14 protein-coding genes are annotated in these 20,249 nt (G+C 67.4%); 7 read left to right on the top strand and 7 right to left on the bottom strand.

Annotated elements, in window-relative coordinates:
* Positions 1-79: 79 nt before the first annotated feature.
* Positions 80-1,423 carry a dicarboxylate/amino acid:cation symporter gene (locus A7X97_RS16995; protein ID WP_072167602.1) on the bottom strand — a complete coding sequence of 448 codons (1,344 nt, stop codon included), beginning with the start codon at positions 1,421-1,423 and terminating at the stop codon, positions 80-82.
* Between the two features lie 332 nt (positions 1,424-1,755).
* Here A7X97_RS16995 and A7X97_RS16990 point away from each other — a divergent pair, with 332 nt between their 5' ends.
* Entirely contained in the window at positions 1,756-2,925 is a 1,170-nt protein-coding gene (locus tag A7X97_RS16990; RefSeq protein WP_072167603.1) for an OprO/OprP family phosphate-selective porin, read from the top strand.
* A gap of 66 nt (positions 2,926-2,991) precedes the next feature.
* A complete protein-coding gene (locus tag A7X97_RS16985; RefSeq protein ID WP_072167604.1) occupies positions 2,992-5,634 on the top strand; it encodes a hybrid sensor histidine kinase/response regulator in 2,643 nt (880 codons plus the stop codon).
* Between the two features lie 445 nt (positions 5,635-6,079).
* On the opposite strand, the gene A7X97_RS16980 is transcribed toward A7X97_RS16985, so the two are convergent.
* The 4 genes from A7X97_RS16980 to A7X97_RS16965 are packed head-to-tail and all read right to left on the bottom strand — an operon-like array spanning position 6,080 to position 9,884.
* The gene (locus tag A7X97_RS16980; RefSeq protein WP_065185360.1) at positions 6,080-6,730 is read right to left on the bottom strand and encodes a response regulator; all 651 of its coding nucleotides are present in this window, start codon (positions 6,728-6,730) and stop codon (positions 6,080-6,082) included.
* A 28-nt stretch (positions 6,731-6,758) separates the two neighbouring features.
* Positions 6,759-7,814: an ABC transporter substrate-binding protein gene (locus A7X97_RS16975; protein ID WP_111008233.1), complete on the bottom strand. Its 1,056-nt coding sequence runs from the start codon at positions 7,812-7,814 to the stop codon at positions 6,759-6,761.
* The gene (locus A7X97_RS16970; protein ID WP_088497405.1) at positions 7,811-9,202 is read right to left on the bottom strand and encodes a sensor histidine kinase; all 1,392 of its coding nucleotides are present in this window, start codon (positions 9,200-9,202) and stop codon (positions 7,811-7,813) included. The genes A7X97_RS16975 and A7X97_RS16970 overlap by 4 nt, the downstream gene beginning before the upstream one ends.
* The gene (locus A7X97_RS16965; RefSeq protein WP_005419188.1) at positions 9,195-9,884 is read right to left on the bottom strand and encodes a response regulator transcription factor; all 690 of its coding nucleotides are present in this window, start codon (positions 9,882-9,884) and stop codon (positions 9,195-9,197) included. The genes A7X97_RS16970 and A7X97_RS16965 overlap by 8 nt, the downstream gene beginning before the upstream one ends.
* Before the next feature lie 242 nt (positions 9,885-10,126).
* Here A7X97_RS16965 and A7X97_RS16960 point away from each other — a divergent pair, with 242 nt between their 5' ends.
* The 4 genes from A7X97_RS16960 to A7X97_RS16945 all read left to right on the top strand — a co-directional run bounded on the left by A7X97_RS16960 (position 10,127) and on the right by A7X97_RS16945 (position 15,935).
* Positions 10,127-11,266 carry an OprO/OprP family phosphate-selective porin gene (locus tag A7X97_RS16960; RefSeq protein WP_088497404.1) on the top strand — a complete coding sequence of 380 codons (1,140 nt, stop codon included), beginning with the start codon at positions 10,127-10,129 and terminating at the stop codon, positions 11,264-11,266.
* 75 nt (positions 11,267-11,341) lie between these two features.
* Entirely contained in the window at positions 11,342-12,670 is a 1,329-nt protein-coding gene (locus A7X97_RS16955; protein ID WP_088497414.1) for a CitMHS family transporter, read from the top strand.
* A 24-nt stretch (positions 12,671-12,694) separates the two neighbouring features.
* Positions 12,695-13,435, top strand: coding sequence for an acetoacetyl-CoA reductase (phbB, locus tag A7X97_RS16950; protein WP_005419193.1), 741 nt, complete (start codon positions 12,695-12,697; stop codon positions 13,433-13,435).
* A 202-nt stretch (positions 13,436-13,637) separates the two neighbouring features.
* Positions 13,638-15,935: a TonB-dependent receptor gene (locus A7X97_RS16945; RefSeq protein WP_088497413.1), complete on the top strand. Its 2,298-nt coding sequence runs from the start codon at positions 13,638-13,640 to the stop codon at positions 15,933-15,935.
* 436 nt (positions 15,936-16,371) lie between these two features.
* Here A7X97_RS16945 and A7X97_RS16940 read toward each other — a convergent pair whose 3' ends face one another.
* Both A7X97_RS16940 and rsgA read right to left on the bottom strand, forming a co-directional pair.
* On the bottom strand, positions 16,372-17,625 hold the full coding sequence (locus tag A7X97_RS16940) for a flavohemoglobin expression-modulating QEGLA motif protein (RefSeq protein ID WP_111008232.1): 1,254 nt from the start codon (positions 17,623-17,625) through the stop codon (positions 16,372-16,374).
* A 123-nt stretch (positions 17,626-17,748) separates the two neighbouring features.
* Positions 17,749-18,858, bottom strand: a complete 1,110-nt coding sequence (gene rsgA / locus A7X97_RS16935; protein WP_111008231.1) for a ribosome small subunit-dependent GTPase A — start codon at positions 18,856-18,858, stop codon at positions 17,749-17,751.
* 113 nt (positions 18,859-18,971) lie between these two features.
* On the opposite strand from rsgA, the gene A7X97_RS16930 reads away from it, so the two are divergent.
* The gene (locus A7X97_RS16930; protein ID WP_072167610.1) at positions 18,972-20,246 is read left to right on the top strand and encodes a pyridoxal phosphate-dependent aminotransferase; all 1,275 of its coding nucleotides are present in this window, start codon (positions 18,972-18,974) and stop codon (positions 20,244-20,246) included.
* Positions 20,247-20,249: the final 3 nt, after the last annotated feature.

Genomic DNA, 20,249 nt, shown 5'->3' with positions numbered 1-20,249 from the left:
ATGACAGCCATGGGACGCCCTGAAACGCCGCGGGGCCGTACCACTGACGTGATCGGCCCCGCGGTACCACACACCTGGATCAGCCCTTGGCCGGCAGCGCCTCGGGCAGCGCATCGACCGGCGGCGGCAGTTCGCTCTCGCGGCCATCCAGCGCCAGCTGCAGGCGGTTGCGGTCCAGCGCGCCTTCCCAGCGCGAGACCACCACGGTGGCCACCGCATTGCCGATGAAATTGGTCAGCGAGCGGCATTCGCTCATGAACCGGTCCACGCCCAGGATCAGCGCCATACCAGCCACCGGCACCTCCGGCACCACGGCCAGGGTGGCGGCCAGGGTGATGAAACCGGCGCCGGTGACTCCGGCCGCGCCCTTGGAGCTGAGCATGGCGACCAGCAGCAGGGCGATCTGGTGGCCCAGGGTCAGTTCGGTGTTGGTGGCCTGGGCGATGAACAGTGCCGCCAGGGTCATGTAGATGTTGGTGCCGTCCAGGTTGAACGAGTAGCCGGTCGGGACCACCAGGCCCACCACCGACTTGCTGCAGCCGGCGCGTTCCATCTTCTCCATCAGCGACGGCAGCGCCGACTCCGACGAGGAGGTGCCGAGCACCAGCAGCAGTTCGGCCTTCAGGTAGCGCGCCAGCTTGAACACCGAGAACCCGCACAGGCGGCAGACCACACCGAGGATCACCGCCACGAACAGGAACGCGGTGAGGTAGAACGAGCCCACCAGCCAGGCCAGGTTGATCAGCGAGCCGACGCCGTACTTGCCGATGGTGAAGGCGATCGCACCGAAGGCACCGATCGGGGCGGCCTTCATCAGGATGTGCACCAGCTTGAACACCGGGGCGACCAGCGCCTCCAGGAAGTTCAGCACCGGCTTGCCCTTCTCGCCCACCATCGCCAGCGCGATGCCGAACAGCACGGCCACGAACAGCACCTGCAGGATGTTGCCATCGACAAAAGCGCTGAGCAGCGTCTTCGGGATGATGTCCATCAGGAAGCCGACCAGGGTCAGGTCATGCGACTTCTCGACGTAGCTGTGCACTGCGGTCTGGTCCAGCTCGGCCGGGTTGATGTTCATGCCCGCGCCGGGCTGCACCACGTGCGCCACAATCATGCCGACAATCAGCGCCAGCGTGGAGAAGAACAGGAAGTACGCCATCGCCTTGGCGAACACCCGGCCCACCGTGCGCAGGTGGGTCATGCTGGCGATGCCGGTGACGATGGTGAGGAAGATCACCGGCGCGATGATCATCTTCACCAGGTTGATGAAGGCATCGCCGAGCGGCTTCATCTTCTCGCCGACCAGCGGTTCGTAGTGGCCGAGGATGGCACCCAGGACGATCGCCACGATCACCTGGAAGTACAGCTGGCGATAGATCGGCAACGGCTTTGCAGGCACCGGTGCTGCGGTCGGGATGTGCATGGCGGACTCCGGAAGGGGCGTTTTCAGGCACGTACGGCCCCGGGACTGCACGGGAGCCGTTACCGTGGAAACTGATCGCAGGCCCTGTACTGCACGCACAGGGGGTGCGACCAATGGACGCCTTTGTACGCGCCAGGCACGCCGGCGCAGATAACCTATTGGTACTAGCCCCCCGGTTCAGGTGGCACAGGTGCCTACACTGGCGCCGCACCGCCCGGAAACGGGAAGGCCGGTGGCCCGGGCTGAACGGCTGGGCATGTCCCTGCGAAAGTTTCGGCCCCTGCGGCCGTTGATGTCCTGTCCACACGCAATCTGAGAGAGCCGCACCCAACATGCGCCCGAATCCCACCTTGCTGGCCCTGTCGCTGGCCGCCCTTCCCGCCTTCGCCTCGGCCGCCGATTTCGACAACTGGCCGACCAAGTACACCTTCGGCGATGGCACCGAGCTGGCGGCCACCGCCAACATCGCCTACGACTACAACGACTTCTCCTCGGCCAGCGGCCTCGAGGACGACGACGCCGTGCGGCGCAAGGAATTCGGTGCGACGCTGAAGAAGAAGGGCGTGTACGACGCGATGGTCTACTACGACTTCCAGGCCGATACCTGGCTGGACGTGTTCGTGCGCTTCGAGAGCAAGGCCTTCTTCGGCCGTGACGTCGGCCGCTTCCGCTTCGGCTACATGAAGACCCCGGTCGGCCTAGATGCGAACACCTCTTCGCGTGCCGGCAGCTTCCTGGAAACCTCGCTGCCGGTGCAGGCCTTCTACGAAGGCCGCCGTACCGGTGTGGAATGGGTGCTGGAGCGCCCGCAGTACCTGCTGCAGGCAGGCGCCTATGGCGGCAAGGACCTGCAGGGCGACAACCCCGGAACCACCCAGGCGGTGCGGGCGGTGTGGACGCCGGTGAAGGCACCGGGTGACGTTATCCACCTGGGCCTGGCCTACTCGCAGGAGAACCCACGCGGCTACAGCGACGGCCGCGACGTGCACCACGAGGCCAGCGCCCGCCTGCGCGCGCGCCCGGAAGCCGGCCTGACCGACATCCGCTACGTCGATTCCGGCGCGCTGGTCACCGCCGACCAGATCCGCCGCACCGGCCTGGAAGGCATCTGGATCCGCGGCCCGTTCTCGCTGCAGGCCGAAGCGCTGCGCGCCACGGTCACCCGCCATGACGGCAAGCCCGACTTCACCGGCAGCGGCCAGTACGCGATGGCCAGCTGGGTGCTGACCGGCGAATCGCGGCCGTACAACGCCGGCGCGGTGGCCAACATCAAGCCGGCGCACAACTACGGTGCGGTCGAACTGGTGGCGCGTTACAGCCGCCTGGACCTCGACGATGGTGACATCCTGGGTGGCCGCCAGCACGACCTGACGTTGGGTGCGAACTGGTACCTGACCAGCCACTTCAAGTTCCAGGCCAACTACGTGAAGGTCGACGCCAGCCGTCGTGGCGTGCACAGCACGCCGGAGATCTTCGAATTGCGCGCGCAGATGCACTTCTGACCCCTTCCACGTCAGACCCCGGCGGGCGTGCACGCCGCGCCCGCCGGCCCTGCGTAGACTGCCGCCATGTATTGGCTCAGCCGCCACCGGATGCTGTTGCTGACCATCCTGGTGATGGTCGGTGGCACCGTGCTGTGCGCGGTCGCCGCTGGCCATTACGCCTGGCGGCGCGCGCTCGGCGACGAAAGCAGCCAGGTGCAACGCCAGCTGCAGCTGTATGGCCAGGGCCTGCAACAGCGCATCGACCGCTTCGGCACCTTGCCGCAGGTCATGGCGCTGGATCCGGATCTGCTGCACGCACTGCGTGTGCCGCCCTCGCCCGGCGAACGTCAGCGACTGAACCTCAAGCTGCAACGTGCCAATGAAGTCACCCGGGCCTCGACCCTGACCCTGGTCGGCCACGATGGTGTGGCGGTGGCGGCCAGCAACTGGGACCAACCGACCAGCAACGTCGGCGAGAACTACAGCTACCGCCCCTACTACCGCCAGGCGCTGGCGCAGGGCCGTGGCCGCTTCTACGGCATCGGCATGACCACCGGCGTGCCCGGCTATTACCTTTCGCAGGCCATCGAGGCTGACGGCAAGCGGCTCGGCGTGGTGGTGATCAAGGTCGAGCTGTCCGCGCTGGAACAGGAATGGTTGAGCAGCCCGGACGTGGTGCTGGCCAGCGACGACCATGACGTCGTATTCCTGTCCAACCGGGACAGCTGGCGCTACCGGCTGCTGCGTCCGCTGCGTGCCGGTGAGCGCCGCGAAATGCTCGATGCACGTCAGTACGCCGACCGTGCCCTGCAGCCCTTGCGTGCACGTACCGAAGACGTGCTGTCCGATGGCGGCCGCATGGTGCGGCTGCTGGATCCTGCGCTGCCGCAGCCGAGGCTGTGGCAAAGCCTGGCGCTGCCCGCCGAGGGCTGGAACCTGCACCTGCTGCACGACGCCGGCGCCGCTACTGCAGCAGGTCGCGCGGCCGCCCTGACCGGCGGTGCCGCGTGGCTGGCCTTGGGCTTCCTGGTGCTGTTCGTGCAGCAACGCAGGCGCCTGGCCAAGCATCGCCTGCGCAGCCGCCGCGAACTGGAAACCCTGCTCAAGCAGCACGCACAGGAGCTGCGCACCGCACAGGATGGCCTGCTGCAGGCCGCCACCGACGCCGACAGTGGTCTCAGCCGCAGCCTCGAACACCTGCCGCAGGGTGTTGTGGTGATCGACCGCGACCTGCGCCTGGTCGCGTGGAATTCGCGCTATCTGGAACTGTTCCGGTTCCCGGCAGACCTGGTGCGCGTCGGCCGGCCGATCGAGGAACTGTTCCGTTTCAATGCCCGTCGTGGCCTGCTCGGTCCCGGCCCGGTGGACGAGGCCATCGAGCGCCGCCTGAACCACCTGCGCAGTGGCCGCCCGCACATGCGCGAGAGCGAAAAGGACGACGGCACGGTGCTGGAGATCCGCGGCAATCCCCTGCCTGATGGCGGCTTCGTCACCAGCTATGCGGACATCACCAGCTACAAGAATGCGGCGCGCGAACTGCGCTCGCTGGCCGATGCGCTGGAACACCGCATCGCCGAGCGCACCCGTGACCTGGACGAGGCGCGGCGCGAGGCCGAGCAGGCCAACCGCTACAAGACCCGCTTCGTCGCCTCGGCAGTGCACGACCTGCTGCAGCCGCTCAACGCTGCGCGCATGTTCGTCTCAGTGCTGCGCGGCAAGCTGGGCGACCCGGTGCAGCAGCAGACTGCCGATCATATCGATGCCGCGCTGGCGGCGCAGGACGCGATCCTCAACAGCCTGCTGGATATCGCGCGGCTGGAATCAGGCAGCCTGCCCACCCGCGTACAGGCGTTCCGGCTGGGCCCCCTGCTGCAGACACTGGCGCGCGAGTTCGGCATCGCCGCGCAGTCACGCGGGCTGGTGGTGGACTGGGTCGATAGCCATGCCGTGGTGGTCAGCGATGAAGCGCTGCTGCGCCGCATCCTGCAGAACTTCCTGTCCAACGCGCTGCGCTACAGCGAACGCGGTCGCGTGCTGCTTGGCTGCCGCCGCCGTGAAGGACTGCTGTGGATCGAAGTGCACGACCAGGGCCCGGGTATTCCCGATGCGTTGCAGGGCGAGATCTTCGAGGAGTTCCGTCGCCTGCACGACGGCCAGCAGCGCGGCGCCGGCCTTGGCCTGGCCATTGTCGACCGCATCGGCCGCCTCCTCGGCCATCCGATCCGGCTGCGCTCGCAGCTGGGCCGGGGCAGCGTGTTCGCGGTAGGCGTACCGTTCGGCGAAGCCAGCGCGATTCCGGCCACCGCGCCTGCGCCGGTACTGGCGCAGGAACCGGGCGCGGACAACCCGCTGCGTGGGCGTCGGGTGTGGGTGATCGACGACGATCCGCACGTGTGTGCGGCCAGCCGTGCGCTGCTGGAGCGCTGGGGCTGCGAGGTGGCGCTGGCCGATGGGCCACAGGCGGCGCTGCAGTTGGCCAGTGCCGAGACGGTTCCGGAGCTGGTGCTGCTGGATGTGCGCATGGGCGATCACCACGGGCCGGTGCTGTACGAGACGCTGGCGGAGTTGTGGCAGGCACGCCCACCGGTGGTGCTGGTCACTGCAGAGCGCGATGCGGGATTGCGTGAGATGGCCGCCGAGCGCGGCTGGGGAATGATGGCCAAGCCGGTAAAGCCGCCGGCGCTGCGGGCGCTGATGAGTCAGTTGTTGATCCGGCATCGCGGGTAGTTTCCAGCCAACGGCGCAGCCCCTCGTGGGTGGTCGCGCAAAGCAGTTCATCGGTGGGGCCGGGTAGATGGGCTGCACAGGGGGCGCTGCAAGTACGTCCCTGTAAGCTCAGTCGCCGCATCCATGCGGCTCACGCCCCTGTGCAGCCCATCTACCCGGCCACGGACACGTGCCGTGCGCGTCCACCCACGGAGAAGAAAAAGAAGATCAAAAGCGGGTCGCGCGCTGCGCTTGCTTGTGTAGAGCCGAGCCCATGCTCGGCTTCGCGGACCGGCCGCAAAGCAGCCGAGCGTGGGCTCGGCTCTACAAAAAGCGGCCTGCCAGGCTGCCTTTGCTTTTGATCCTCTTTTCTCTTCCGTGGGTGGACGCGCCCGGAACCTGCCCAGCCTCTCCCATGAACTGCTCTACGTGTCCACCCACGAGGGGCTGTGCCGTTGGCTGGAAATTACAGCCCGATGCCGGCGTCGCCTTCAGGCTCCAGCGCCTTCACCAGCACCGCGGCCTGGGTGCGGCTATGGCACTCGAGTTTTTTCAGGATGGCGGTGACATGCACCTTCACCGTGTTCTCAGCCAGCCCCAGCGTGTAGGCGATCTGCTTGTTGAGCAGGCCATCGGCCAGGCAGAGCAGCACGCGGAACTGCTGCGGGGTCAGCTGGGCCAGGCGGCTGGCCAGCAGCGCATCGGCCTCCGAGCGCTCGGCGGCCATTGCCGGGAACCACAGGCCGCCGTCGAGCACCGCCTGCACGGCCTCGCCGATGGTCTCGGCCGGGGCCGACTTCGGGATGAAACCGGCCGCGCCGAACTGCTGGGCACGGCGGATCACCCGCGGGTGGTCGTTGGACGAGAGGATCACCACCGGAATGTCCGGATGCGAGCCACGCACGTGCAGCAGCGCGGAAAAGCCGTGCGCGCCAGGCATGGTCAGGTCGAGCAGCACCAGGTCCACGTCCGGCTGCGCGTCGAGCGTCTCGGCCAATGCCTCGGCGCTCGCAACCTCGCGCACCTGTGCCAATGGCAGGCTCTGCCGCAAGGACTGCACCACCGCCGAACGCAGCAGCGGGTGGTCATCGGCGATCAGGATGGTGTATTCGCTCATACCGCCATTGTACGGGCAGGTCGCCGCCTCAGCGCCCGGCCGGCTCGACGCTGCTGCGCCAGGCATCGAGGAACTGGCGACGCTTGAGCGCGTCCAGGTACACCAGCAGGCCCGGGCCGAGCTGGATCGGACGGCGGCTGCGGCCGGGCGCATCGTCACCGCGTGCGTTGCCGGTCACAATCGGCATCAGCCGCGCTTCGCGCGACAGCACCTGCTGGCCACGCGGCGACAGCAGGTAATCGAGGAAGCGCCGCGCTTCTTCCGGGTGTGGGCCGGTGCGCGGGATGACTGCGGTGCGCAGCACCACCAGCGTGTAGTCCTCGGGCTCGATGATGGCCAGTGGCGCGCCGGCATCGACACGTGCCTGCGCGTAGGAGCCGAGCACGTTGTAGACCAGCGACAGCTGGCCACTGGCCACCTGGTCCAGCAGCACGCCAGTACGCTCCTCGCGCACCACGTCGTTGTCGCCGAGCGCGCCCAGCAGCGCACCGGCAATGCTGCCGCGCTGCGCGTCCTGGGTGGCCAGCAGGTAGCCGACACTGCTGCGCTCGATGTCATAGGTGCCGACCTTGCCGCGCAGCGGTGCACCTTCAGCACGCAGCCGGTCGAGCAGCTGGCGGCGCGTGTGCGGCACCTTCGCTGCCGGCAGTGCGCGGGTGTTGTAGACCATCACCACCGGCTCGTAGCTGATGCCGAATGCCTCGTTGCGCCATTGCGCCCACGCCGGCAGCGCCGCAGTCTGCGCCGAGCGGTGCGGCAGCGCATGGCCATCGTTGACCAGCTTGGTCTGCAGGTCCATGCCGCTGGAGATCAGCAGGTCCGGTGATGCCGGCCCGCCACGGTCGTGCAGGTAACGCGCGTACAGGTCCTGGGTGATGATGTCCTCGTACACCACTTCGGTGCCGGGGTGAAGGCGCTGGTAGTCGGCGATGACCACCGCGAACACTTCGATGTCGGTGGTGCCGTGGATGCGCAGCTGAGCGGTGGCCGCTCCCTGTGCGGGAAAACGGCGCACATCGCCGGGCGCGGCCAACACCGGCAGGGCCAGCAGCAGGGCAACGGCCGTCGCGAACAAGCGGATCATGGACTGCTCCGGGGCAGGCGGATGGTGGCGACCAGCCCGCCCTGCGGGCGGTTGCTGAGGTCAATGCGGCCGCCATGGCTGTCGACCACGCGCTTGACGATGGCCAGGCCCAGCCCCGCACCACCTGAGGGCGCGCCTTCGCCACGGGCGAAACGCTCGAATACGCGCTCGGCATCGGCCGGGGCGATGCCTGCGCCGTGGTCGGCGATGGTCAGCACGGCCTGCTCGCCTTCCACGGTAAGGGCAATCTGCAAGTCGCCGTCACCGCCGTACTTCAGTGCGTTGTCGACCAGGTTCTTGATCGCCTCGCGCAGCAGCAGCGCATCGCCGTGCACCAGTGCCGGTTCGGCGGTCATCGCCAACTGCACGCGCGGCGCCGGACCGGCCTGCGGCAGCGCTTCATGCAAGGCCTGGTGCACGGTCTCGGCCAGGTCCACCGCTGCAAAGCGCTGCAGATGCGAACGATGGATCACGCTGGCATCGCTGAGCAGCTGGTTCAGCAGCCGGCTCATATGGGTGGCGTTGCGCTCGATCGCCTGCAGGCTGCGCCGCATGTCCTCCGGATCGTCATCATCCAGCGCCAGCTGTGCCTGTGCGCGCAACGCAGCCAGTGGCGTGCGCATCTGGTGCGCAGCCTCGGCCATGAACGCGCGCAGTGTCTCGTTGCTGCTGGACAGGCGTTCCATGAAGCGGTTCAGCGCCGCCACCATCTGGTCCATCTCGCGCGGAACGCGGGCATCCAGCGGCTTCAGGTCGGACGGCTCCCGTCGCGACAGCTCGCGCTCCACCCGCACCAGCGGCCGGAATGCGCGATGCACGCCGAACGCCACCAGTGCCAGCAGCAGCCCGGACAGCACGCCGATCGCCAGCAACGCGCGATTGACCATGTCCTGCGCGACCGCTTCACGCGCACGCCGGGTCTGGCCGACCTGGACCTGCACCTCGCCCTGCGCCGAGGCGGCGGCGAAGCTGCGGCTGACCACCACGAAGCGCACGGTCTCGCCGCTGTAGGTGGCATCGAACAGCTGCGGCTGGGTACCGGGCCGGCGCGGCGGTGCCGGCAGGTCGCCGTAGCCGGTGATCAGGGTGCCGCGGCTGTCGGCCACGCGATAGAACACGCGGTCCTCGGGCGCCATCGCCAGCAGGTCCAGCGCCGCATACGGCAGATCGACCTGCCACTGGCCATCGACCAGGGCCACCGAATCGGCAATGGACAGCGCCGAGGACACCAGCAGGTGATCGTAGGATCGATTGGCGGCGCGCTGGCCGTAATCGCGCGCGGCGAACAGCAGGGCCACTGCGAACACCGCCAGCAGCACGCCGAGATAGAGCAGCAGCGTTCGCCGCAGCGAACCCGGCGCCGCAGTCGCAGCGCGCGCGTCAGCCATCGGCGTCGGCATGGGTATCGCTGGCCTCCAGCAGATAGCCGACACCGCGCACCGTGGTGATGCGCAGCGGTGCGCCCGCCAGCTTCTTTCTCAGGCGGCCAACATACAACTCGATGGCATTCGGGCCCGCTTCGTCATCGAAACCGAACAGGCCGTTGCCGATCTCATCCTTGCCGACCACTTGGCCGAGGCGCCCGACCAGGATCTCCAGCAGGCGGTACTCGCGGTTGGGCAGTTCGATCGGTTCGCCGTCGAGGCTGACCCGGTGCGCAGCGTTGTCGAACTGGAAGCCGCCGATCTGCACCACTTCGCTGGCCTGGCCACGCGCACGCCGCAGCAGCACACGGCAGCGCGCTTCGAACTCGCGAAAATCGAATGGCTTGCCCAGGTAATCGTCGGCACCGACATCCAGCGCCTGCACGCGATCCTCGATGCCATCGCGCGCGGTCAGCATCAGCACCGGCGTGCTGTCACCGCGCTCGCGCATGCCGGCCAGCACGCGCAGGCCATCGAGCTTGGGCAGGCCGATGTCCAGCACCACCAGGTCGAAGCTCTGGTAGCGCAGCACGCTGGCGGCGGCCAGGCCATCAGCCTGCCAGTCCACAGCGTGCCCGCTACGGCGCATCCGGCGGATGATCGCATCGGCCAGATCCGGGTTGTCTTCGACCAGCAGCAGGCGCATGGGCACACGGGTGGGAGGGGAACCGAATGCTACCGCATGCCGCCGCCGCGCTTGCCGGGCACGGCACGGCGAGATCGACGACACGCTTTTCGCTGCACCGCACAAACCGCTGACAGGACGATGACAGCTTGCCCGACCCAGACTGCGGCCGCGCACCGTCCGGTGCCCACGATTGCCGCGCGCCTGGCGCGCACCTGGGAGGGTTTGTGGAATTCACGTTTGCCTGGCGGCGTCCTGCCGCCATGATGGCGCTGGCTGCCCTGTCGGCGCCGGCCTTCGCTGCCGAAGACGACCGCCCGGTCACCGCCATCCTCGGTGGCCGCCTGCACCTGGACTTCGCCACCTTCGACAACGACAACCGCGGCACCCCGAACAAGGACGACACCGAGGTCCGCCGCGCCTGGCTGGACGTGTCCGGCAGGTTCTTCGTGGTCGACTACAAGCTGGAAGCCGATTTCTCCGGCGACCGCGTCGAGGCCAAGGATGTCTATCTGGCACGCAGCTTCGGCAAGGCCGGCAAGCTGACCGTGGGCCAGTTCAAGCAGTACTTCTCGCTGGATGACCGTACCAGCTCCAACTACGGCAGCTTCCTGGAGCGCGGCAACGCCGGCACCACGCTGGCGCCGCTGTACCGCCTGGGTGCGTCCTGGCAGGCCAACCCGGGTGACTTCACCTGGGCGGCCAGCATCTACAGCCTGGAGAGCATCGACGCCTGGCAGGTGAAGGGCCGCGCGGCGGGTGGTCGCGTCACCTGGGCGCCCTCGCCCAGCGACGGTGACGTGCTGCACCTGGGCCTGTCGCTGGCCCGCGAGGCCTACGACAACCCGGGGGCCAACGGCGTGCCCGGCCTGCGTATCCGCCCGCGCCCGGCCGGCCACCTGTCCGACAACAGCCGCCTGACCCTGGTCGACTTCTCCGCCGGCCGCGATACCGACGTCAACAAGTGGTCGCTGGAATACGCGCAGGTGCGCGGCCCGTTGTCGTGGCAGGGCGAGTTCAGTGGCGCCACCTTCGATGATGGCGCCCAGCGCGGCGACGTGATGGCGGCCTACGGCATGCTCAGCTGGTTCGTCACCGGCGAAAGCCGTGCCTACGACCGCAAGACCGGCCGCTTCGCACGGGTCAAGGACATCCGCCACAAGGCTGGGGCCTTCGAAGTGGCGCTGCGTTACGACCAGATGTGGGGCGCGCAGCACCTCGATGGCGCGCCGGACCTGCGCCGTGGCAGCACTGAAGCGTGGACGCTGGGTGGCAACTGGTACCTGCGCGACAACCTGCGCTTCATGCTCAACGTGATCGAAAGCCGCAATCGCGACCGCCTGGCCGGGGTCACGGTGGACCGCACGCGCGCGGTCACCGGCCGCCTGCAGTACGACTTCTAAGCCAGCTGTGCCGGGCAAACCACCCGGCCCCCTTCCACTCCCCCACATCCTGTTTTCGCAAGGAGTCCGCAGATGATGCTGAGCATCCTCGGCTTTGGCATGGTCATTACGTTCATGTACTTGATCATGAGCAAGCGGTTGTCGCCGCTGGTGGCCCTGATCACCATCCCCATCCTGTTCGCGCTGATCGGCGGCTTCGGTGCCGGCATCGACGAGATGATGCTGGAGGGCATCAAGAAGATCGCGCCGACCGGCGTGATGCTGATGTTCGCCATCCTCTACTTCGGGGTGATGATCGACGCCGGCCTGTTCGATCCGCTGGTACGGGTGATCCTGCGCTTCGTCAAGGGCGACCCGATGAAGATCGTGCTCGGCACCGCGGTGCTGGCGATGCTGATCTCGCTCGATGGCGACGGTTCGACCACCTACATGATCACCGTCTCGGCGATGCTGCCGCTGTACCAGCGCCTCGGCATGAACGCGCTGAACATGACCTGCGTGACCATCCTGGCCGGCGGCGTGATGAACCTGACCCCGTGGGGCGGCCCGACCGCACGCGCGGCCACCGCGCTGCACGTGGACCCGGCCGATGTGTTCGTGCCGCTGATCCCGTCGATGGTGATCGCCTGTGCCGGCGTGCTGCTGCTGGCCTGGTACCTGGGCCTGAAGGAACGCCGTCGCCTTGGCGTGGTGACCCTGCCCAAGGGCGGCAGCTGGGTGGACAACAGCGTGTCCGACGACAGCAACCCGCTGCCGACCGTGGAAGACGCCGAGGACATCAAGCGTCCGAAGCTGCTGTGGGTCAACCTGGCCCTGACCGTGGCGCTGATGACCGCGCTGATCATCGGCGTGCTGCCGATGCCGGTGCTGTTCATGGTCGGCTTCGCCATCGCCCTGGTGATCAACTACCCGAACCTGGCCGAGCAACGCCGCCGCGTGGTCAACCACGCCGGCAACGTGCTGTCGGTGGTGTCGCTGATCTTCGCCGCGGGCATCTTCACCGGCATCCTCAACAACACCGGCATGGTCGAGGCGATGTCACACAGCTTCCTGGCGGTGATTCCGGAGTCGTGGGGCCCGTACCTGGCGGTGATCACCGCCGTGGCGTCGATGCCGTTCACCTTCTTCATGTCCAACGACGCGTTCTACTTCGGCGTGCTGCCGATCCTGTCCGAGGCCGCCGGCAACTACGGCATCACCCCGGTGGAAATGGCGCGCGCCTCGCTGGCCGGCCAGCCGGTGCACCTGCTCAGCCCGCTGGTGCCCTCCACCTACCTGCTGGTGGGCCTGGCCAAGGTCGAATTCGCCGACCACCAGAAGTTCACCCTGAAGTGGGCCATCGCCATTTCGATGCTGCTGATGATCGGCAGCCTGCTGTTCGGCCTGTATCCCCTCGCCGCCTGACCCTTTGCCAAGGAGCCTTCTGCAATGACGCTTCGAATCGCTTACGTCACCAGTGGAATGGGCAGTGTCGGTACTGCCATCTGCCAGAGCCTGGCCCGCAGCGGCCACACCGTGGTCGCCGGCTGCGCGCCCAACTCGCCGCGCAAGGCCAACTGGCTGCGCGAGCAGCGCGAACAGGGCTTCGACTTCATCGCCTCCGAAGGCAACGCCACCGACTGGGCCTCGACCAGCGCCGCGTTCGCCAAGGTCCGTGCAGAAGTCGGTGAAGTGGACGTGCTGGTCAACAACTCCGGCGGCAGCCGCGACCTTCTTTTCCGGCAGATGACGGTGGAAGACTGGAACGCGGTGATCGCCTCCAACCTCAATGCGCTGTTCAACCTGACCAAGCAGGTGGTCGATGGCATGGCCACGCGCGGCTGGGGCCGCATCATCAACATCGGTTCGGTCAGCGCCCACAAGGGCCAGATCGGCCAGGTGAACTACGCCACCGCCAAGGCCGCGATGCACGGTTTCAGCCGTGCACTGGCCGCCGAAGTGGCCTCGCGCGGGGTCACTGTCAACACGCTGTCGCCAGGCTACATCGCCAGCCAGGCGATCAGCAGCTTCCCGCCGGATGTACTGGATCGGCTGGCCGCCTCGGTGCCGGTGCGCCGGCTGGGTCGGCCCGAGGAAGTGGCCGGCCTGTGCGCGTGGCTGGCCTCGGATGAAGCCTCGTACGTGACCGGTGCCGACTATCCGGTCAACGGTGGCCTGTACATGGGTTGAGCCCTCCCCCACGGAGTGCGCGGGGCCGGTGAATCTTCGTTCGCGAGGGGGATCCGGCCCCTTTTTCTATCGGGTTGCAGGACACGCACGGGGGCCTGCGTCGTTCGTTGGTTTCTCGTAAAGAAGGTTTCATGTTCCGTTCGCATAGTGGCCATGCACCGCGCACGTGTGCCGGTGACCATCCCCCATGCAACGGACCACCATGCAGACCCGACACCTGACGATCGCCGTGGCGATCGCGCTCTCCGCCGCCACCAGCGCCCATGCCGCCACCGCCGCCGATACCGGCGCCAGCACCGATGCCGCGCTGAGCGCGCAGACGCTGGATACCGTCTCCGTGATCGGCCAGGGCGAGACCCGCCAGGTGCAGCGCATCGCCACCGTCGACAAGCAGGTGCTGCCGCCGGGCACCAGTGGCCAGAAAATCCTCGACCGCCTCCCGGGCGTGTCGGTGCAGTCCAACGATGCCTTCGGCGCCAACGAAGAATCGCAGACCATCAGCCTGCGCGGCTTCGACAAGAGCCGCCTCGGCTATACGCTGGACGGCATCCCGTTGGGTGACAACAGCTACGGCAACTACAACGGCCTGAGCATTGCCCGCGCGATCATTGCCGAGAACCTGGCCGGTGCCGAGCTGTCGCAGGGCATCGGTTCGCTGGGCGTGGCTTCGACCAGCAACCTGGGCGGCACCATCCAGTATTTCTCGATGGACCCGTCCACTGAATTCGGTGGCCGTGCCAGCGTCACCGTCGGCGACAACAACCAGCGCCGTGGCTACCTGCGCGTGGATACCGGCGACCTCAACGGCTTCTCGGCCTATGTGTCCGGCGTGCACCAGGACCAGGACATGTGGGCCGCGCCGTACCAGAACCAGACCACCCGCCAGTTCAACGCCAAGGCCGTGTGGAATGTCGGCGACCACCGTTTCGGTGCGTTCGTGGCGACCTCGCGCGCCAGCCAGGCCAACTACGCCTACCTGTCCAAGGACATGCTGGCCCGCGGCCTGGGTTATGACTGGAACATCTACGCGCCGGACTGGGATCGCGCCGTCGCCGCCGCGTACTGCGCGCCGGGCACCTACAACAAGGCGCGCTGCAGGTTCAGCGGCGGCGTCAACAGCATCGACGATGCGTACTACCAGAGCCGTGCACTGCGCGACGACAACCTTTATTCGGTCGATGCCGACCTGCGCCTGGGCGAGCAGGGCCGCCTGAAGCTGCTGGCCTACCACCACGACAACCGTGGCCAGGGCCACTGGTGGGCACCGGGCCAGCCGTCCTACCCGGGCACCGACAGGATGCTGCCGATTTCGATCCGCAGCACCAACTACACGATCAACCGCGATGGTGTGACCGCCGCGCTGTCGTGGACGGTGAGCATCCACGAACTGGAGGCGGGCCTGTGGTACGAGCAGAACGACCACAACGTGTCGCGCAACTTCTACTACATCAGCGGCCCGTTCCTGGACGACCTGTACCTGAAGAACCCGGACCGCCTGCTGTTCAACCAGGATTTCGACATCCGCACGCGCCAGTTCTACGTGCAGGACCGCATGCGCTTCCTGGACCAGCGCCTGACCGTGGACGTGGGCATCAAGAGCCCGAACACCCGCATGCGCGCCACCGCCCAGCCGGGCGTGGAAACCAGCATCGCCTCGGGCACGCTGACCGCCAAGAAGTCGGTGCTGCCGCAGGTAGGCCTGGGTTTCAAGCTCAACGCCAACAATGAACTGTTCGCCTCGTACGCCGAGAACATCGCCGCCTTTGTCGGTGGCGGCAGCGGTGGCCCGTTGCAGGTGTCGCCGGAATCGTTCGCGGCCAGCGCCGGGCTGGAACCGGAGAAGTCCAAGAGCCTGGAAGCCGGCTTCCGTACCTTCGGCGAGAAGTACCAGGCCTCGATCGCCGCCTACAACGTGAAATTCGACAACCGCCTGCTGTCGCTGAACCCGTGCTCGAGCATCGAAGTCGGCACGCGTCCGGAGTGCGTGACGCGCTTCATCAACGTCGGTTCGGTAAAGAGCCACGGCGCGGAACTGACCTTCATCCTCGAGCCGATCGACGGCCTGCAGTGGTACAACGCGCTGTCCTGGAACAAGACCACCTACGAGGATGACTACACCTCGGGCGGCGCGATCGTGCCGGTGGCCGGCAAGATCACGGTGGATACGCCGCAGCGCATGGCCTCCAGCGAGATCAGCTGGAATCGCGATGGCTTCTTCGCCAGCCTGCGTGCCAAGTACACCGGCAAACGCTACTACACCTACACCAACGACCAGTCGGTGCCGGGCGTGACCACCTTCGACGCCGGTGCAGGCTACGACTTCGGCCCGGGCCTGGGCCTGCGCAACATTCGGGTGTCGTTGAATGCGACCAACCTGACCAACAAGCGCTACGCCGGCCAGCTGAGCTCGTTCGCACCGACCGATCCGAAGGGCACGCGCTATGCGATCCATGCGAGCGCACCGCGGCAGCTGTTCATGACGGTGGCGGCGGAGTTCTAAGTCAAAAGCGGGCGCTGCGGCGCATCAGTACCGCAGCGGGGCGAGGTGGGACGGGCCGAGGCAGGACACGCCGCAAGTACGTCCATGTAGGCTCGGTCGGCGCATCCATGCGCCTCACGGTCCTGCCTCGGCCCGTCCCACCTCGCTCGACAATCCCCTGCGCCGGCGCGGAGGCAATGGAAAGCAAGAGCAGAAGCAAAGCGCCGGGCAGTGCCCGGCGCTTTGCTTTTCAAGCTTTTCAAACGCAATCCCTCTGGTGGATTGCTGGCCGTCTCGCGGAAATTGTTCAGAGCGGGGGGCTTGTGCTGGCCAGGACCGTCCACGGCATGGATGCCGTGGCCGAGCCTACAGGGACGTACTTGCGGCGTGTCCTGGCCAGCGCAAGCCCCCCGCTCTATCCGATATCAATCAAGACGCCACAAACCGCCAACGCATTTCATTCCGGCGCCAGCTGGTCCATCCGTATCCGGTTGGCAAACAGCGAAAACGCCAGCATGCCGGCCAGGCCGTTCGCCCGGCTCACCCAGTGCGGCAGCCAGCGCGGCGGCTTCAACACGCCCGCCTCGAACAGCGGCGCGAACGTGATCGCATCGGTCAAGCTCATCTTGCCGGCGAACAACCAGCGGCAGACCTGCAGGCGGTCCTCGGCCAGCATGTGCCGGAAGAAGGTGTGCACCGACACCAGGCCGCGCAGGTACACCGTGTCCTTGGTGAAGGCCAGGCCGCCATTCGGCGGCACGCCGCGGAACACGCGCTGTGCCGAGGCGAAACTCTCCTCTGCGTTCTGCCCCGCATCGCAGAAATAGCGGAACACTTCGATGAAATCGGCGCCTTCGCGTGCCATCGCAATCGCTTCGGTACGCAGGCTGATGCGCTTGAGGCGCTCGATGTCGATGCTGCCGGTGATCTGCTCGGCAAACGTCGCCAGCCCTTCCTGGGTGGCCGTCACCCGCGGCGACGACAACGCCAGGCTGGGCAACACCGGTTGTTCGCGGCCGTTCAATGCGGTCAGCGAATGCACCAGCGCTTCGTGGTGGAACAGCTGCGCGCGGTCGTAGGCGCTGAAGCGGGCACTGGTGCGCAGTCGAATACGGGTCGGGCCGGCAGCCGCCTTGGACACCAGCTCCGGATCCAGCTGCACCTGGATGATGCGCGATTCGAAGAACGCATCCAGGTCATTCTGCAGCTGCAGCTGCAGGGCAATGGCCGAGACCGGCACCTGCTCTTCCGGCGCCAGCAGTTCGTGATCGAGTTCGGCAGCAATCTGGATGAAGTGACGCGCCGCGTCGCGCGTGCTCGGGCCATTGCCTGGCAACGGCTGCTCGGGCGCGCCGAACAGCTGCACCGAACAGGTATCGACGGCGGCAGTGCCCAGCCCCTCAAGCAGCTGCGCGGCCAGGTCCCAGCTCTGTGCCGACTGCCGCACGTAGTGGCCCAGCGGATGGCTGTCATCGCAGTCAGCGGCGATCACAGCCAGCGCGCGACGTTCTTCGCTGAAGTCCAGCCGTGGGTAATCCACCTTCGGCAGCACCGGCTGGCCACGTGCCACGCTGTCCAGGAACGGTGCCTGCAGCGTGGCCGGCCAGCTGGTCAGCCCCAGCAGGCGGATGCCTCCCACGGCCTCGACCAGGCGCGCATCGAGCGCTGCATGGTGGGCCACCTCACGGTCCAGCGTCGCGGTCGGTTCCATGCGCGGACTATAGCGCCCTGCCATGTCCGGCGCTGCGCGCCGCCGCCCGAGCGTTGGCTCGGGCGCTACAGGGTGTCCCGGGATGCATCTCTTGTAGAGCCGAGCCCACGCTCGGCTGCACTGTCAGCGCCTACGCGGCTTTCCGGCCGGGCGGAACTGCTGGCCTTTGCCCTTCTTGCCGCCACGTTCCTGCGCGGTCTCGGCCTGGCGCACCGCCAGCTTGGCGGCAGCGGCGGCCACTTCTTCCTTCAGCTTGAAATAGTTCAGCAGCCGGCTCTCTTCGATCTCGCCAGCGTCGATCGCTGCGCGGACAGCACAGCCCGGTTCCTGCTGGTGCTTGCAGTCGTTGAAACGGCACTGCGTGGCCAGCGCTTCGATGTCGGCGAAGCCACCTTCGGACAGCGTTTCTTCGCCGGTCGGTTTCAGCTCGCGCATGCCGGGGGTGTCGATCAGGCAGGCGCCGGTCGGAAGCGGCATCAACGCGCGATGGGTGGTGGTGTGGCGGCCGCGCGAATCGTTGGCACGCACCGCGTTGGTCTTCATCCGCTGCTCGCCGAGCAGGGTGTTGGTCAGCGTGGATTTGCCGGCACCGGAGGAGCCCACCAGCACCACCGTGCGGCCCGGGCCCAGCCACGGTTGCAGCACCGCCACACTGTCGGCATCCAGGCCGTTGATCGCATGCAACGCGATGCCCTGCATCTCCAGTTCTTCCAGCACCGCCAGCGCATCCTCGCTGTACTCGGTCTGGTCGGCCTTGGTCAGCACCACCACCGGTTCGGCGCCGCCACCGCCGACCAGCAGCAGGTAGCGCTCGATGCGGCGCGGATTGAAGTCGGCATCCAGGCCACAAACGATGAACACCGTATCGATGTTCGCTGCGATCACCTGCTGGTGGTAGTGCTCGCCCGCCGCGCCACGCTTGATCGCGGTGCGACGCGGCAGCAGCGCAACGATGCGGATGCCGTCCAGCAGCACCCAGTCGCCCACGGCCGGCCGCTCGTGGCTGGGAAAGCGCGGGCGCTGCCATTCCGGCAGTGACTCGGCCTTGATCGCCGCATCCGGGCCATCGGCCACCACGTAATGGGTCCGGTGCTGCTCGATCACCCGCGCCGGGCGGGCCTGCGGGTGTGCGGCCATCACGGCCTGCCAGTCGGCCTGCTGCGCCGGGCCCGGCCAGGGCCAGCCGATGGTCTGCAGGGCGATGAAATCGGGGGTCTGGGTCATCGCCGCCATTCTACCTGTGACGGCCCCCGGCCAGCCCAGCAATAGCAGGCCCGGAGCCATTGCCATGCACTGCAGCAATTCCGGTAGGATGGAATCCCCATGCCTTTTGACGGCCCAGCCTCATGTCCACCATCTCGCCCAAGCCCCTGGCCATCCGCGAGCGCCTTTCCGAAGTGCGCTACGAAATCCGCGGAGAACTGGCCCGGCGAGCGCGGGAGCTGGAGGCGCAGGGCCGCAAGCTGATCAAGCTCAACATCGGCAACCCGGGCAACTTCGGTTTCCGCGCACCCGAGCATCTGCAGCGCGCAATCGCCGACGACATGGGCCGCACCGACCCGTACACCCACCAGCAGGGCCTGCCGGTGGCGCGTGAAGCCATCGCCGATTACTACGCCCGCCGCGGCGCACCGGATGCACACCCGGACCGCGTGTTCGTCGGCAACGGTGTCAGCGAGCTGATCGACCTGTCGCTGCGCGCACTGCTCAATCCGGGCGATGAGGTGCTGGTGCCGTCGCCGGACTACCCACTGTGGTCGGCCTCCACCATCCTCAACGATGGCCGACCGGTGTACTACCGCTGCGCCGCCGAAAACGGCTTCCAGCCGGACCCGAGCGAGATCGAGACACTGGTGTCGTCACGCACCCGCGCCATCGTGCTGATCAACCCGAACAATCCCAGCGGCGCCAGCTACCCGCGCGAACTGCTTGAGCGCGTGGTCGAGATCGCACGACGCCACAACCTGCTGTTGCTGGTCGATGAGATCTACGACCAGATCCTGTACGACGATGCGGTGTTCCAGCCGGTCGCGCCGCTGGCCGGCGACCATCCGTGCCTGACCTTCAGCGGCCTGAGCAAGGTGCACCGTGCCTGCGGCTGGCGCGTGGGCTGGGCCCACCTCAGCGGCGACGACGCGCGCCTGGGCGACTTCCGCGCCGCGCTGGACCTGCTGGGCGCGCTGCGCCTGTGCGCCAACGTGCCGGGCCAGTACGCCATCGAGGCCGCAGTGAACGGCCCGGACACCATCTCCGAACTGTGCACCCCGGGCGGCCGCCTGTATGAAACCCGCCGCGCGGTGATCGACGCCTGCGAAGCCAGCGAGCACCTGTCGCTGGTCGCGCCAGCCGGTGCGCTGTATGCGTTCCCGGCCGTGGTCGGTGCCGCTGCCAAGAGCTTTGACGACCACACCTTCGCGCTGGACCTGATGAACAACGAAGGCGTGCTGGTGGTACCGGGTTCCAGCTTCAACGTGCCCTACCGCCACCATTTCCGCGTGACCCTGTTGCCGGAAGCCTCGGTGATGCGCGATGTGTTCGCCCGCATCGACCGCGTGCTGGCCCGGCGTGCCGAGGACGCGACCAAGGTCGTGCCGCTGAAGCCGCGCCGTTCGGTGGCCTGAGCG

The sequence above is a fragment of the Stenotrophomonas sepilia genome, assembly GCF_003244875.1.
GTDB lineage: Bacteria > Pseudomonadota > Gammaproteobacteria > Xanthomonadales > Xanthomonadaceae > Stenotrophomonas > Stenotrophomonas sepilia.
The sequence above is the reverse complement of the archived record's forward strand: the minus strand, read 5'-3'. Positions and strand labels throughout refer to the sequence as shown.